The organism is Ulvibacterium sp. (assembly GCF_965228935.1).
Classification (GTDB): domain Bacteria; phylum Bacteroidota; class Bacteroidia; order Flavobacteriales; family Flavobacteriaceae; genus Ulvibacterium.
In genome coordinates, this window is the sequence record NZ_OZ245846.1 from 5,124,981 (window position 1) to 5,139,299 (window position 14,319).

The window sequence follows — 14,319 nt, forward strand, 5'->3', positions numbered from 1 at the left end:
AATTTTTCGTTCTCGATATAACGCACGCTAACCTCCTTCTTTTCGAAGTACTTCCAAAGGTGGACTCTGGATGACACTTCGGCTATTGCCCAAGCCAATCAACAACACCAAAGCGGTAATGCCCGGTAATAAAATCAGGAAGGGTGCCCAAGAGGGAACAAAGGGTACCTCAAATACAAAGCGTGCCAATAGTTGCGCCCCGAAGAGGGAGAGCAAGATGCCCATGGTACTTCCCAAAACACCCAGATACAAGTATTCCAAAGCAGTGATTCTTAGGATTTGGGGGCTTTTGGCTCCCAAGGTACGTAACAAAACATTTTCCCGAATACGTTGGTATTTACTGGTTCGCACCGAACCAATGAGCACAATAATTCCCGTAAGGATACTAAAAAAGGCCATAAAGTTGATAACCCAGGAAATCTTATCTAGAATACCCTCCAATATCCCGAGCAACTGGCGTAGATCTAAAATAGAAACATTGGGGAACTTACGGACCAACTCTCGCTGCAATTGTGCCGAAGCGGCCTCGTCGGGGGCCCTGGTGGTCAATACATGGAATTGGGGCGCATTTTCCAAGATGCCCTGGGGGAAGAGTATGGAAAAGTTGGGTTGCATCCTACCCCAATCCACGGCCCGTACACTCCCTACAAAAGTCTTCATCAATACGCCCTGCACATTGAACAATATCGTATCCCCGACCACCACCTTGGCATCCCTCGCAATGTTATCGGCCACGGAGATAGGAATGGGAGCGTCCGTATTGGCCTGGGAAATCCATTCACCACTGGTAAGCATTTCCGAATCGATCAAGGAATCGCGATAGGTGACCCTAAACTCATGGTTAAGGATCCATTTGTTCATATTCAAAGTGGTGTCCTGGCGAAGTTCGTTTACGCCCCGCCCTTTGATGCTATGGATTCGCATGGTAACAATCGGAATATTGTCGATGACCGGAAGCCCTTTGGGTAAGATGCTCTCGGCCACGGAATCCTTCTGCTCGGTCTGTACATCCAAGAGAATAATATTGGGACTCTGTGAACTATCCTCCACCCTAGCCTTGGCCAATAGGATATCTTTACTAAAGTAAAGCGTGCTGATCAGGAAAGCACCGACCCCAATGGCCAAGATCAAGACCAAGGTCTGGTTATTGGGGCGAAAGAGGTTTAGCAGACTTTGACGGGCGGTGAATCCCCATGAGGTCGGGAAATATTTTTTTACTCCGCGCATGAGCAAATTGGCCAATCCACCTAAAACTGAAAAAACGGCCAATACACTGAGTACAAAATAGAGGGAATACCTCCAATTATCCAACAGCCATTGGGCAAATCCTAGAACGAACAACAGAATACCGGCCATGACCAGTGCCACCGCCCTTCGGGAACGAACCGGGGTTCCTTCCTGAATGCGGAGAACCTGCAAGGGTGAGACGAACCATGTACTTAACAAAGGTAACAGTGCAAACAGAACGGACATTAAAATACCCAGTAACAATCCCATGAAAATGGGCTTTGCCGAAAGTGAAAGCACTACTTCAAAGGGCAGGAAATCTTGTAGAAGCACGGGAAAGGACTGCTGAAGAATCAACCCCGCTGCCGTCCCGATTATTCCACCCAAAAGTCCCAATCCTGCAATTTGTAAAAGGTAAATCAAGAACGTCTGTTTTCGGGTAGCACCAATACATTTAAGCACCGCAATGGAACGCAACTTCTCCTTGATATAGATATGTACCGAACTAGCAATACCCACACAGCCCAATAACAAGGCAATAAACGCTACCAAATTCAGAAACTTGCCTACATTCCCGAACCTACGGCCCATACGTCTACTCGTTACCGTATGGACATCCAGATCGGCCTTTTCGGCATCAAGAAGGGGATCCAATTTATCGTTCAACGTGCTCAAATCGGTATCCGCATCGGCCTCAAAAAAATAATTATATTCAATACGGCTTCCGGTCTGCAGTAATCCCGTTGCCTCAATGGATCCATAGGGTACCCATACCGGCGGGGCGATCGAACTGAATACACCCGTAGTTCCCGGACCGGAATCCAAGCGTCCTATAATGGGAAAGGTAACGTCCCCGATTTTAATATTGTCCCCCACTTTGAGGTTAAACTGTAACATAACGGTAGCATCCACCAAAGCTCCGTTCTGCTCCTGATAGGTGTCGCCGGCATTCTCCGGATAGGTCTCCAAATCGCCATATAACGGATAACCACCTTCTATACCGCGAACTTCCACCAATTTGGTCGACCCGCTTTTTGGAAAAGCGGCCATGGAGACAAACTTTACTTCCATCGCCTCGGCGCCCAAGGAATCAATAAGGGCCTGGACTTTCTCTGTGGGCAATTGCTTGGTCTCTATGGTGAAATCGGCACCCATGAGGGCCTTGGATTGCAGGGCAATATTCTCTTTGAGGCTTTCACTAAAGGATTGGATGGATACAACGGCCGCGATGCCCAAAATAATGGAGGCCATAAAAAGCAACAACCGTTTGCCGCTGGCCTTACCATCCCGCCAGGCCATCTTTAACAACCATTGGGTACCTGCCGTAGTCTTCAAATTTCGATCGGTCTTGCTCACAACGCCGTCGCTTTTTCCTCTGCCAAGATTTTTCCGCCCTTTAGTCTTAGAATATGCTGTGTTTTTCGGGCAAGGTCCAAATCATGGGTGACGATTACCAAAGTGGTACCGGCTTCCTTATTGAGCTCAAAAAGTAATTGTACCACCTTCTCGCCCGTTTCCTCATCCAAATTTCCTGTAGGTTCGTCGGCAAATAAAATCGAGGGGCTATTCGAAAAGGCTCTGGCCAAAGCGACACGTTGTTGCTCCCCCCCGGAAAGTTGTGAGGGATAATGGTTTAAGCGACCGGCCAATCCAACTTTTTCCAAAAGCTCCCTGGCCACAACGCCTGCATTTTTGGCACCCTGCAATTCCAGGGGTACGCTTACATTCTCCAGGGCTGTCAAGGTAGGCAACAATTGAAAATCCTGAAAAATGAACCCCACTTTTTGGTTGCGCAACAATGCCCTTTCGTCCTCATTGAGGGATTGAAGTTCGGTTCCACAAAGTTCAATACTACCCGTACCTGGTTTATCCAGTCCTGCACAAAGTCCCAATAAGGTGGTCTTTCCGCTCCCCGAGGGACCAACAATAGCAAAGGTATCCCCCTCGTTTATGGCGAAGGATATATCGTCCAATACCGTTAATTCTTTGGAACCACTGGTATACGTCTTCCCAAGGTGGCTAACGTTTAATATCTTTGTCATAATCCTTTTCTGAAATGCCTAAAGGCATAAAGGACAAAATAAGGAAATGATTTTGATATTTAGACCTCGGCAGCATGCACACACTCTTAAAACTTTGTTATTTTTTCTCCCTGTTCCTTTTGTTGTCCTGTGGGGGCAAATCCACACAGAAATCGGAAGACACGACAGCTGAATCGACAAATTCGTCAACGGAAGAGACAGAGAGGAAGGACAATAAGACCATTATCTTCTTTGGTGATAGTCTTACCGCCGGACTGGGCCTGGATCCCCAGGAGGCTTTCCCGGCCGTTATTCAGGGTACCTTGGATTCCCTGGGTATGAATTACACGGTAATCAATTCTGGACTTAGCGGGGAGACCACGGCCAGTGGAAGAAACCGATTGGATTGGGTATTGAACCAAAAGGCCGACATCTTCATACTGGAATTGGGTGCCAATGATGGATTACGGGGGATTCCCTTAGAAGAAACCCGAACCAATTTACAGGCCATTATCGATGCCGTACAGAAAAAAAATCCCAGCACCCAAATTGTTCTTGCCGGTATGCAGATACCACCCAATATGGGACAGGACTATACCTCGGAATTCCGTAAAATATTTCCGGAACTGGCGGAGAAGAATACTTTGCCACTAATTCCTTTTTTGTTGGAGGGCGTAGCGGGCAATCCCGAATTGAACCAGGAGGACGGCATACATCCAACCGTTGAAGGTCAAAAAATCGTGGCCAACAACGTATGGGCGGTTCTGGAGGGTGTTTTACGGAACTAAACCACTCTTACTCTTCCAAAGCCAAAGGTTTGAGCGATCAATGAAATTGTCGGAGGTTATTGGGTTTTAAGTTATTTTTTACTTTGGGCAACAATAACTTAGTAACCAGGCAACTTTTTTAAAATCGGGATATTCACGGAAAACGGCCCCAAAAAGTTCATGGGACACCAAAAGTACATACCTGTCGGTCATGGTCAATGAGCCTTGTCGAATGCAGGCAGGGTTTCAACCAACGATCGCAATCAATGCATTTATTTATAGTATCTTAAGGCATCAACCTAAGATTACTCTATCATGAAGAGGTTTTTTGTCCTATACCTGATTATCGTCCTTAGCTCCTGTAAATCCGACAAAAAGAAGACCGAAACTACGGAACAATGGACCTCCCTCTGGAATGGCACCGACCTGAGCGGCTGGCATAGTTATCTGGGAACACCGTACCAAATGAAAACTGATAGCCTGGGCAATACCCTAGTTCCTTTTGGCATAGATAACGACCCCTCGGAAGTAATTACCGTGGTGGATACCGATGAGGGAAAGGCCATCCGAATTTCGGGTGTGGCCTGGGGCATGATCTACACGGAACAGGGTTATCGGAATTACCACCTAAAGCTAAAGACAAAATGGGGCGAGGACATGCATCCTCCAAGGGAAAAAGGGCCTAGGGATAGTGGTTTGCTCTATCATGGTTTTGGGGTACCCGGTGCCGTAAATAATTGGATGGATTCGCAGGAACTGCAAGTGCAACAAGGCGACATGGGCGATTACTGGCCCGTGGGCGATGTGGAAATCGATGTCCCGAGTATTCTCAAGGACAGTGTATATTATATCTATAAGGACAATGCGCCTTTACGTTCCTATTATTACGCCGAAATACTCAGGACGGCAACCCATGATAGTTTGGCAAAGCGACGCGTGTTCAAGGCTTTTGATGCGGAAAGACCCCATGGTGAATGGAATGATGTGGAACTGATAGCCCTTGGGGATTCCAGTATCCATATTGTAAACGGGAAGGTAGTTATGCGACTATTCAATTCCAGAAAAATGTCGACCCAAGAAAAACTAGATTCGGGAAAGATTATATTGCAATCCGAAGGCGCCGAGGTTTTCTATAAGGATTTATATATAAAACAGATTACGGAAGTTCCGGAAAAATATCGGTAGTTGCTTAGAAGAAGGGATTAAGCCAATTTAGCCCGGTTTCTTTTGGTTGTAAAAGACAAAGCCTTTTTTACCTTTGCATTGGAACGCTTGTACAAACGGGCAACCTCAGCCTTGTTCTCGAAAGAAATTCCTTCCTCAATGGTCTCGGTAACGATTCCTATTTCAATGGTCTCAACCTTTACTTCTGAAGTAGTATCCTGGGCTTGGGCAGCGATTCCGATGAAGAGAACAAAAATTAAAGTTACTAGCGTTTTCATGACTTGCGTTTTTATATAATAAAAACGCCGTGAAGCATATCCTACCGAGTTTCGATTCGCTGAAAACCCCTTATTTTTCGGTATCTGACAGAAATTGGGATAAAGTGCACAATAGCATCGGTGAACGGAAGGATACCCAAAATCACTTTACCGAAAGAAGGTGCGTTTTAACGGAATTCCAGCCTTTGATTTTAATCATAAAAAACCCGTTTGTTTAAAAAATAGATAGGAAAATTGGGTCGGTTTATAAGGTATTAGAGATAATCCTAACTTTATAGAGCGGTGATTTATGCCCAATTAGTGATACTACAATGAAAAAATACGTTTTGTTTGCGCTGCTTTTGGTTTGTCTATATTCCTGTAACCCGAAGAAAGAGGTCGAGGAAAGACCCAATATCGTTTTGATTATGGCCGATGATATCGGTTTTTCGGATATCGGGAGCTATGGAAGCGAAATCCAGACCCCGAATATCGATTTTTTGGCCGAAGGCGGCATGCGGTTTACTACCTTCTATAATATGGCCAAATGTAATCCCACCCGCTCATCCTTGTTGACCGGTTTGTACACTGGCGGAAATGGGGCCGTCCACCTGGCACATCTGACCAAAAAGGCGGGATACGAAAACATCATGAGCGGAAAGGAGCACTTTGACCCTTGGGTGCCGGAGTATTGCACGGCCGAAAATGTGTTTGACCAGGCCTTTACCTTTTGGGCAACTACGGAATATTTTCGCCCGCCTTCCGGGGAATTCGAACGGCCGTTTTACCTAAATGGTAAGGAATTACAGGCCGAAGAGATTCAATTTGAACAATCGCCCATGTACAAAACCGATTTCATAACCGATTATGCGTTAAACTGGTTGGACGACACTTTTCAAAAGGAGAAGCCCTTCTTTCTGTATCTTCCCTACCATGCGGCACATTATCCCCTACAGGCGAGACCGGAGGATATCGCCAAGTACCGGGGTACCTACCTAAAAGGGTGGGATAAATTGCGAAAAGAACGCTTTGCGAAAATGAAGCAATTGGGTGTGATAACCGAAAATACAGAGCTAAGTCCAGCTGAAGGCAACCTCAACCAGTTTCGAAAACCGTTGGTACCGGAATATGTGGAATATTACCCATGGGACGGTCTATCCGCATCGGCCCAAGATTCCCTGGATCTGGAAATGTCGGTGTTTGCGGCCATGGTAGACCGAATGGACCAGAACATAGGACGGGTGCTGGACAAACTACGCGAAAATGGAAAACTGGAGAATACCCTTGTCTTATTTCTGGTGGATAATGGTTCATGTCCCTTTTATACCAATAAAGTAAAGGATGTGGCCCCTGGTCCGGCGGATTCCTATTGGAGCCTACGCGCCACTTGGGCCAACTTGGGAAATACGCCCTTTCGGCAATACAAGCAATGTGGGCACGAAGGCGGGAGCCATACCCCCTTTATCGCGTATTGGCCCGATCATATAGTCCCGGGGACCATTACCCGGCAGCCCGGACATGTAGTGGATGTGGCCCCTACTTTTTTGGAAGTACTGAAAACTTCCTATCCGGATTCTATAAACGGCCATGCTACCCTACCGCTTCAAGGGAGTTCGCTAGTGCCTATTTTTAAGGGCGAAGAAAGAATGGAGCCCGATTTTTTTGTCTCCGGCCTGGATAAGTTCCGTATGTTCCGAAAGGGGGATTATAAAATTGTAAGGCTCAATGGTGGAGATTGGGAACTCTATCATATAAAGGAAGACCCTACGGAACTCAACAACCTGGCCTCGACCTTTCCCGAAAAGGTAAAGGAACTGGCCGATGAGTACACTTCGTTACATCTGAATTGAATATTGCAAGTCTTCTAGAAGAATAAATCTGATAAGAAGGATTAAGCCAATTTAGCTCGGTTTCTTTTTGTGGTGAATGACAAGGCCTTCTTTACTTTGCTATTGGAACGCTTGTACAAACGGGCAACCTCAGTTGTGTTTTCGAAAGAAATTCCTTCTTCAACAGTCTCGGTAACGATTCCCATTTCAATGGTCTCAACCTTTGTTTCAGAAGTAGTATCCTGAGCTTGGGCGGCGATTCCGATGAAGAGAACAAAAATTAAAGTTACTAGCGTTTTCATGACTTGCGTTTTTATATAATAAAAACGCCGTGAACCGTATCCTTCCGGGTTTCGATTCGCTGAAAACCCCTTATTTTTCGGTATCTGACAGAAATCGGGATAAAGTGCACAATAGCATCGGTGAACGGACGAAGATCCCAAATCACTTTACCGATATTCTTTGCTTTTTATCCCTAAATCGATTTAAAAAAGTAGCTGTCATCAAAAGCGTGAACTACCTCGAATGCAGGCTTAATTCCTGGTCAAAAAAAGAGATATACGGACAACAGTTTCGCCTAACCCCTAGTTATAGCTTAAACAGAAGATTGGGATCTGGGCAGTTGCTGGAATAAAAATCCAAGTCCGTACGGGAACATACTCCTGGATAATCGCCTTGATTATGTTGCATATCCTGGATAATTTGAAAATGGAGGTGCGGGGCATAATGTACGTTGATATCCGGCGTACCCAAGGTGGCCAAGGCCTCTCCCGGTCGGAACTCTTTCCCGGTATACAGGCCTTCCAGGGATTCCGGGGAAAGATGTCCATATAGTGTATGGAAGGTCACCCCCTTTACTTCATGTATCAGAATGATTGTAGGCCCATAATCTCCAGGCGTGGTATTGTTTCGAAAACTATGCACTTTCCCAAGCAATGGGGTGACTACTTGGGTTCCGGCCGGTGCCCAAAAGTCTATCCCCAAATGGATATTCCGGGGCGGCTTTCCTTGGGTGGCAAAGCCCGACTTATCCGCATAAAGATTCCGCTGTTCCAAATAGCCCCCATAGGCCACCGCCGCCGAACGTTGTTTTAGAACTTGATCAATATAGGCCTGACATTGGTCGGGATCCGTGATGGCCATCCCTTCCAAATCCGGATTATGGGCGGACAAGTCGATCGGGGTATAGGCACTTACTGAAATTTTAGTATCCAGTATCGCTACCGGTTGTTGTGAAATTCCGTTAAGAGTTATTTCCAAGGTGCACATGTATCAAATGTATTCATTTCGGCAAAACCGGATATAGGGCTTTCAAAAGAAAGTGCAATTGCAAGTCATTTCCTAAAACAGAAAAGCTCCAAAGTTGTAATGAGAAAAGGGAATCGAAGTGGATTTCGTTTCCGATTTAAGGTTTGGAAGGATAAAACCTGCCCTAAAAAATTTTACAGTACATATTTCTCATAACATCGATGGATTGATGGGGCATTCCTTAATGGTATTCTAAATGCTTGAAAAAGCAGTAAGTCGGGTAAAACACTGGTCATGTTCCGTTATTTTGAAGTATAACAAATATCAACTATATTAAATCGCACTTTAGATACTCGAGATACCGAAATGGTTTAAGTCGGGTGAATTACATCTTTTAGGAACATGAAATTATCTAGAAGAAAATTTATAACAAATACTTCGTTGTTAGGTGGAGCGGCACTGATGCCCATTACTTCGTGTGCACAACGGGATACCACTAAAGCAGGTTTAACGGATTATTCGAAGCTGGATGAAATTTTAGGTCAGCCTGTATTCAAGAGGGAACTGTTCCCGGAACCCGTTATTATAGCATCGGTCGAAGTTTTGGTCAAGGATTCCAATTGTATGTATAGGGTACGTTCCAAAGATGGTGATGAAGGTATCTCGGCCGGACATCCTTTTATTGCCTGTAGCTCCTATCCCATGGTTCCCAGGAATTTGGCGCCACACTTTGAAGGAAAGGATGCCAGAGATCTGGATCAACTTATTTTCAATGCAGTGGAAGGGAATGTGAAAAGACAGGGAATCCCCCTTAATGTTCATGTGGCCGGTATTGAGTTCGCCATTTTGGATCTTATGGGCAACAAGGCCAACAAACCGGCAGGACAACTAATAGGTGACCTTTTAAGAACGGAGGTACCCATATATCTGGGACATCATTATTCCAATCTAAGAAAACTGGAACCCGAGAAATCCCTTGCCCTTATGCAAAAAGATGCCGAGGATACCTCGGCTAAAGCGATAAAGCTTAGGGCCGGACTAGGTGATAATTTGGCCTCCGATAAGGATAATGCCCCAGGTAGGACGGAGAAACTTATTCGAATGGCCCGTGAAAAATTTGGGGATGATATGGTGCTAATGATTGATGGGAATGGCTCCTATTCGGTAAAGGAGGCCATCAGGATTGGAAAAATACTGGAAGAATACAACTATGATTTTTATGAGGAGCCCATACCCTGGGATTGGTACGAGGAGCAAAAGATAGTTGAAAGGGCCTTGAATATTAAAATGGCCGGTGGAGAGGAGGAGTTCGGGATACACGCCTTCCGCTACTTAATAGGAAACGAAGTTTTTCAGGTGTTGCAACCAGACTTGTTTTATTTTGGAGGAATGGTTCGTACCATGCGGGTAGCCCGTATGGTAGAATCAGCGGGTCTAGCGATCACTCCCCATATCTCAGGTAATGGTTTCGGATTTCTATATATGTTGCAAATGGTTTCGGTATGCCCGGCCGCCTACACCTATCATGAATTTAAATTGTTCGACACCAAGGACGCCAATGGAGATATCATTCCAATCGAAAGCAAGACAGGCCCATTTGTGAGTAATAATGGAATCATCGAGGTACCAATAGGATCAGGTCTAGGCGTAAATGTTGACCCCGATTACCTTAAGACCCATACCGTATTTAAAGGGTAGGCCTTTGGCGACTTGACATTGTACTTGCAGTAGGATTTTATAATTGGGTGTTTATCCTTAAACTCAATTTTACGCATGTTTGTTCATATCAAAGGCCGTAATCGGGGTTATGCTTTCGGTAACGTGACGGTGCAGAGGTGGCACAATTTTCTGGTGACCCCTTGTAATTTGGCCTAAAATTTAAATGTTGGAAAACGTAGTTGAAGGGGAAAAATACGTTTTCGCCGTCCGTGCCTGCGGCTCTTGGGTTTGGCATACCTCGTTCACCGCTGTATTTGAATCAATTTTTATTGTATTGCCCCGAGGAGTTAGAGCATTATTGACCGGCTACTTTCTTTAATCCTAGTGATACACTTTATGAAAATTCTCAGAAATAGTGTCATTAGAAGGAGAAAGAATATGATTACTGTTAGGATTAGGTTGATGATTTCCATAGAAAAGATTTCAGATAAAATATATAAAGGGGGGATTTGAAAAATAGTGATTAAATCAAAAAATGCAAAACCTGTATAGTTTATAAAATAATCAAATATGGAATTTTAGTATGCGGTAGGGCTACTGGTGGTTGCGCAATTCTGCTTATAGATTTATTACAAGATACATATACTTCAAATGTATGATTTGTATTTATTTGGGCAAGGCGGCATATGAAGCTTATAAAAAAGGTCTTAGAGAGATAATTTCTAAATACAGAAAAGGTTGGAATTAAATCACTTGCAGGAAGCATTCTTGCCGGTAGTATTTCAGTCCAATTTTTTTCAAATATTTAAATCATTTTTTCTACACGCCGTTACTTGCGTTCTGTGAACTTCGTATTCGTTTTACTCACTTATTGAGAAAGACTTATTAATAAATCTACCGAGTAGAAGAAGAAAAATTAGCGAAAGAAGCTATCATCTTCTATTACCCACTGATTACCCCTTCTATTTATAAACTTGGCTTGCAAATTTGGAGTAATATGTAAGATATTTTCATTAGTTTTTATCACTTTATCAAGGTAATCCGAGTAGTTTGGAATTCCTTCGTAACTGTGAAGCAGGACTCTTTCTACTAGGAGTTTATTCGAGTCATGTAACTTACCAAATTCCCAAGCTTTAATTTCCTCCGGTAATTCCGGCAAAACAATCTTACTGGTGCTTTGGCTGTCAAAAATAATACGCCAGTTGTAGAGGGTTCTATCCCCATCCACTATATCCACATCGTTTAAATTGTTTAGAAAAACTGTTCCTGTGATATGTCCATTACCATTTTTTACAAGGTCAATTTCCTTTCCACTATGGACATAATCAAAAGACCAGGTTGGAATGTCGTAAACGTCGTTTAAAGGAGCTCCAACTCTTTTGGTATAATAATCTTCCCAATGAAAAACATGACTGTACTTCTCAAAAGTATTGTTGAAAAAATATCGTATAGAATTGGAATCTGGAAAATCTTTGCTTATTGTGTGGTTATGTTGCCAAATATAATGAAAAATACCATCAGTAAAGTCTTGTTCATTCTTGTAACCTAGAATTGTCAAATAGCCGTACCTATCATCTCCCGCACCATCATTGTAGGAGCCATCAAGGGTTCTTAGCTCAATACCTTCTCTTATTAAATCATTGGCATCCAATGTAAAATCAGATGATAAATCTTCCTTTTTCAACCAAATATATGCGAAGTCATTTTGAGATAGATTGTGAATAGGAACGTAATAATCCGTGATATCTCGATTACTATTACTCATCTCAATCTCATCTATGACGAAGGCATTTGAATTTGAATAATACTCCACACCGTAGCCATAACTTGGTAAAATAGTGCCGAAATTGAATAAATCACTTTCAGAAAATCCATTAGCATTGTATTCATTTCTAACCGTATTACCATATCTCGTCGGGATTTTTGGTATTAAAATCCTTAAATTGTTCCTTGTCAAATCTTTAATGGTGAATAAATCTGTTTGGTTGAACGAATCAGATACAATTTTTGCCGCATAGGTGAGCATATAGGGCGTGTCAGAGGAAATTTCCATTGACGTTGTCAATTTGAAATTTTGTGATTCAGGATTGACTTTCTTGGTAGCTAGTAATTTTCCGTCAATGCTGGAGGCAAAAAAAAAGAATTCTGATCTAGAGGGCAAAAAAAAGCCCTCAGGTAAATCTAATTCCAAAAGTGTCCTATGTATACTCACGGGGTACTCATGTTGAGTTATATTGTTGTTTGAATCCGTAATTTTTAAAGTTAAAACAGTATCTCCTGCAGGAAAATCTTCAGGGTCTAAATTTATCTCAAATTCTTTGGATCCTTCTTCAGTATCTACAATTTCATCACCAATAAATACCTCAATTTTTGAAACTCCCAAGTCATTATTATTTATTGTAACCATAAAATTCACACTCTCATAAATTATAGGATTTTCTATTATTGAAGAAACGTTAATATCTTCATTATCTAGGACTTCATGCATTATATCTTTTTGCTTTTCTGCTGTAGGTTCCGACTTTTCACAACCTATTGTCAAAAGAAACACTGTTGTGATTATTGAAACTTTTGCTATTTTCTCCATATCGGGGGTTTTTGGAATATGTTTTTTGCGACCCAATCATTTGGCTCGTTTACAACAAAATTAGTTCAAAAATGAATCCCACAAAACAGACTTACCACAAACGACTGTAAATTCTAGATGAACAGCGGTCTCCTGTTGATAGGGATATAATCCAATATAAATGTATTGATAAACCTAGGCGGTAATTGTGTTAGACTATTTTGAAAAGATCCAAAACTGAGTCAATTGTACCAATGCATTTTTGCATTAAAAGAATTGAAAAAGGATTCTTTAGGCAATACTCAACAAAAAAAAGGACTGCTGGCCGACAATCCTAAAAGCCAAGTAGTTCAACTACATAAGGGGGCAATGAAAATAAAATCATAGGTTAATTGCGATACCTTACATTGGGAACTTCCTTATCTTCAAATACCGAAATCTTAACATATTTTAACCAAAGTTCCCGTAAGGAGGTACTAACTTCGGCAACAAACCCTGAAAAAGAAAAATACATGAAACGAACATGAATTTTTTTAATCAAAAACTACACACAGTGGAACGATTAAAACAAATTCATGAGAGAACGAGTGCAACGAGTGCCTGCCTGCCGCAGGCAGGGTTGCATGGGTTCTTAAATTTTTAGATATCTTATTTACAGACAGTTAAAAATTTTAAACACATGAAAGTTTTAAAAATAGCCCTTTGGGCGCTATCCCTTTTGGTTTTGGGCAGCTGCCAATCCAAGGCCAATGAAAACAAAAAAGTGGCCATTGACACGATGTCCCAAGAGGAAAACAAGGAAATGGCCCAAATGTCCTCCCAAGATTTAAGTGCCTATGAAACCGCCTATTTTGCCAGTGGTTGTTTTTGGTGCGTGGAAGCCATTTTTGAGAGTGTGAAAGGGGTAAAGGAAGTGGTTTCCGGATATTCCGGCGGGAGTGAGGAAAATCCATCCTATGAGCAGGTGGCCCGAGGACTCACCAGTCATGCCGAGGCCGTGGAAGTCTACTACGACCCAAAAGTGATATCCTTTGTAGAATTGGTACAGGTCTTCTTCGGATCCCACGATCCTACCACCTTAAATCGGCAAGGACCAGATCGGGGAACACAATACCGCTCCGTGGCCTTTTATAAGAATGTGCAGGAAAAGAAAATCATAGACAGCTATATTGCGGCATTAAAGGAACAAAACGTCTATGAGGGCGCCCCCATAACCACGGAGGTCACGGAATTTACCAAGTTTTGGAAGGCCGAGGAATACCATCAGGATTACGAACGCAAACATCCCAACAATTCCTATATCACCAACGTCTCCATTCCAAGGCTCAATCGGTTTAAAAAGAATTTCGGAGATTATCTAAAGGAAGATCTGCATTAATCTTTTTTTGGTATCAAGAACAAAGCGACCTTAATTCGGTCGCTTTTTTATTTGTAAATTTATCGGATAGTCATAGCTTAGTGGATTTTGAATTCTGTTGTACCTAAATTTACGCAAACGTTGTAAATTTCCCCTATCGGTTTTTATCCGTTCGATGTGGAATGGGCACTGCTCAAAACGCAGTACAGGACGGTATAAATCCG

The 14,319-nt window shown here is 42.9% G+C and carries 11 protein-coding genes; 5 read left to right on the forward strand and 6 right to left on the reverse strand.

Going from position 1 to position 14,319, the window contains the following annotated elements; translation table 11 throughout:
• Positions 1-27: 27 nt before the first annotated feature.
• On the reverse strand, positions 28-2,526 hold the full coding sequence (locus ACO06Y_RS21560; RefSeq protein ID WP_422084208.1) for an ABC transporter permease: 2,499 nt from the start codon (positions 2,524-2,526) through the stop codon (positions 28-30).
• Between the two features lie 53 nt (positions 2,527-2,579).
• Positions 2,580-3,269 (reverse strand): ABC transporter ATP-binding protein, encoded by a 690-nt coding sequence (locus tag ACO06Y_RS21565; RefSeq protein WP_422081122.1) that lies wholly within the window; start codon positions 3,267-3,269, stop codon positions 2,580-2,582.
• A 74-nt stretch (positions 3,270-3,343) separates the two neighbouring features.
• On the opposite strand from ACO06Y_RS21565, the gene ACO06Y_RS21570 reads away from it, so the two are divergent.
• Positions 3,344-4,036 carry an arylesterase gene (locus ACO06Y_RS21570; protein ID WP_422081123.1) on the forward strand — a complete coding sequence of 231 codons (693 nt, stop codon included), beginning with the start codon at positions 3,344-3,346 and terminating at the stop codon, positions 4,034-4,036.
• A gap of 294 nt (positions 4,037-4,330) precedes the next feature.
• Positions 4,331-5,200 (forward strand): 3-keto-disaccharide hydrolase, encoded by an 870-nt coding sequence (locus tag ACO06Y_RS21575; protein WP_422081124.1) that lies wholly within the window; start codon positions 4,331-4,333, stop codon positions 5,198-5,200.
• Between the two features lie 17 nt (positions 5,201-5,217).
• On the opposite strand, the gene ACO06Y_RS21580 is transcribed toward ACO06Y_RS21575, so the two are convergent.
• On the reverse strand, positions 5,218-5,457 hold the full coding sequence (locus tag ACO06Y_RS21580) for a hypothetical protein (RefSeq protein ID WP_422081125.1): 240 nt from the start codon (positions 5,455-5,457) through the stop codon (positions 5,218-5,220).
• A 311-nt stretch (positions 5,458-5,768) separates the two neighbouring features.
• Between ACO06Y_RS21580 and ACO06Y_RS21585 the strand changes: the two genes are divergently transcribed.
• Positions 5,769-7,286: an arylsulfatase gene (locus ACO06Y_RS21585; protein ID WP_422081126.1), complete on the forward strand. Its 1,518-nt coding sequence runs from the start codon at positions 5,769-5,771 to the stop codon at positions 7,284-7,286.
• A 41-nt stretch (positions 7,287-7,327) separates the two neighbouring features.
• On the opposite strand, the gene ACO06Y_RS21590 is transcribed toward ACO06Y_RS21585, so the two are convergent.
• Both ACO06Y_RS21590 and ACO06Y_RS21595 read right to left on the reverse strand, forming a co-directional pair.
• Positions 7,328-7,567: a hypothetical protein gene (locus ACO06Y_RS21590; protein WP_422081127.1), complete on the reverse strand. Its 240-nt coding sequence runs from the start codon at positions 7,565-7,567 to the stop codon at positions 7,328-7,330.
• Between the two features lie 286 nt (positions 7,568-7,853).
• Positions 7,854-8,534 (reverse strand): peptidoglycan DD-metalloendopeptidase family protein, encoded by a 681-nt coding sequence (locus ACO06Y_RS21595; protein WP_422081128.1) that lies wholly within the window; start codon positions 8,532-8,534, stop codon positions 7,854-7,856.
• Positions 8,535-8,915: 381 nt separating this feature from the next.
• Here ACO06Y_RS21595 and ACO06Y_RS21600 point away from each other — a divergent pair, with 381 nt between their 5' ends.
• The gene (locus ACO06Y_RS21600) at positions 8,916-10,211 is read left to right on the forward strand and encodes a mandelate racemase/muconate lactonizing enzyme family protein (protein WP_422081129.1); all 1,296 of its coding nucleotides are present in this window, start codon (positions 8,916-8,918) and stop codon (positions 10,209-10,211) included.
• A gap of 877 nt (positions 10,212-11,088) precedes the next feature.
• Here the strand turns inward: ACO06Y_RS21600 and ACO06Y_RS21605 are convergent.
• Positions 11,089-12,759: a hypothetical protein gene (locus ACO06Y_RS21605; protein WP_422081131.1), complete on the reverse strand. Its 1,671-nt coding sequence runs from the start codon at positions 12,757-12,759 to the stop codon at positions 11,089-11,091.
• Positions 12,760-13,417: 658 nt separating this feature from the next.
• On the opposite strand from ACO06Y_RS21605, the gene msrA reads away from it, so the two are divergent.
• The gene (gene msrA, locus ACO06Y_RS21610; protein ID WP_422081133.1) at positions 13,418-14,116 is read left to right on the forward strand and encodes a peptide-methionine (S)-S-oxide reductase MsrA; all 699 of its coding nucleotides are present in this window, start codon (positions 13,418-13,420) and stop codon (positions 14,114-14,116) included.
• Positions 14,117-14,319 lie beyond the last annotated feature (203 nt).

What these genes read in the sequence shown, in the direction of transcription:
- ACO06Y_RS21565 (WP_422081122.1), bottom strand. Translation starts at nt 3,269, where the DNA reads ATGACAAAGATATTAAACGTTAGCCACCTTGGGAAGACGTATACCAGT.
- ACO06Y_RS21585 (WP_422081126.1), top strand. Translation starts at nt 5,769, where the DNA reads ATGAAAAAATACGTTTTGTTTGCGCTGCTTTTGGTTTGTCTATATTCC.
- ACO06Y_RS21560 (WP_422084208.1), bottom strand. Translation starts at nt 2,526, where the DNA reads ATGGCCTGGCGGGATGGTAAGGCCAGCGGCAAACGGTTGTTGCTTTTT.
- ACO06Y_RS21580 (WP_422081125.1), bottom strand. Translation starts at nt 5,457, where the DNA reads ATGAAAACGCTAGTAACTTTAATTTTTGTTCTCTTCATCGGAATCGCT.
- msrA (WP_422081133.1), top strand. Translation starts at nt 13,418, where the DNA reads ATGAAAGTTTTAAAAATAGCCCTTTGGGCGCTATCCCTTTTGGTTTTG.
- ACO06Y_RS21605 (WP_422081131.1), bottom strand. Translation starts at nt 12,759, where the DNA reads ATGGAGAAAATAGCAAAAGTTTCAATAATCACAACAGTGTTTCTTTTG.
- ACO06Y_RS21595 (WP_422081128.1), bottom strand. Translation starts at nt 8,534, where the DNA reads ATGTGCACCTTGGAAATAACTCTTAACGGAATTTCACAACAACCGGTA.
- ACO06Y_RS21590 (WP_422081127.1), bottom strand. Translation starts at nt 7,567, where the DNA reads ATGAAAACGCTAGTAACTTTAATTTTTGTTCTCTTCATCGGAATCGCC.
- ACO06Y_RS21575 (WP_422081124.1), top strand. Translation starts at nt 4,331, where the DNA reads ATGAAGAGGTTTTTTGTCCTATACCTGATTATCGTCCTTAGCTCCTGT.
- ACO06Y_RS21600 (WP_422081129.1), top strand. Translation starts at nt 8,916, where the DNA reads ATGAAATTATCTAGAAGAAAATTTATAACAAATACTTCGTTGTTAGGT.
- ACO06Y_RS21570 (WP_422081123.1), top strand. Translation starts at nt 3,344, where the DNA reads ATGCACACACTCTTAAAACTTTGTTATTTTTTCTCCCTGTTCCTTTTG.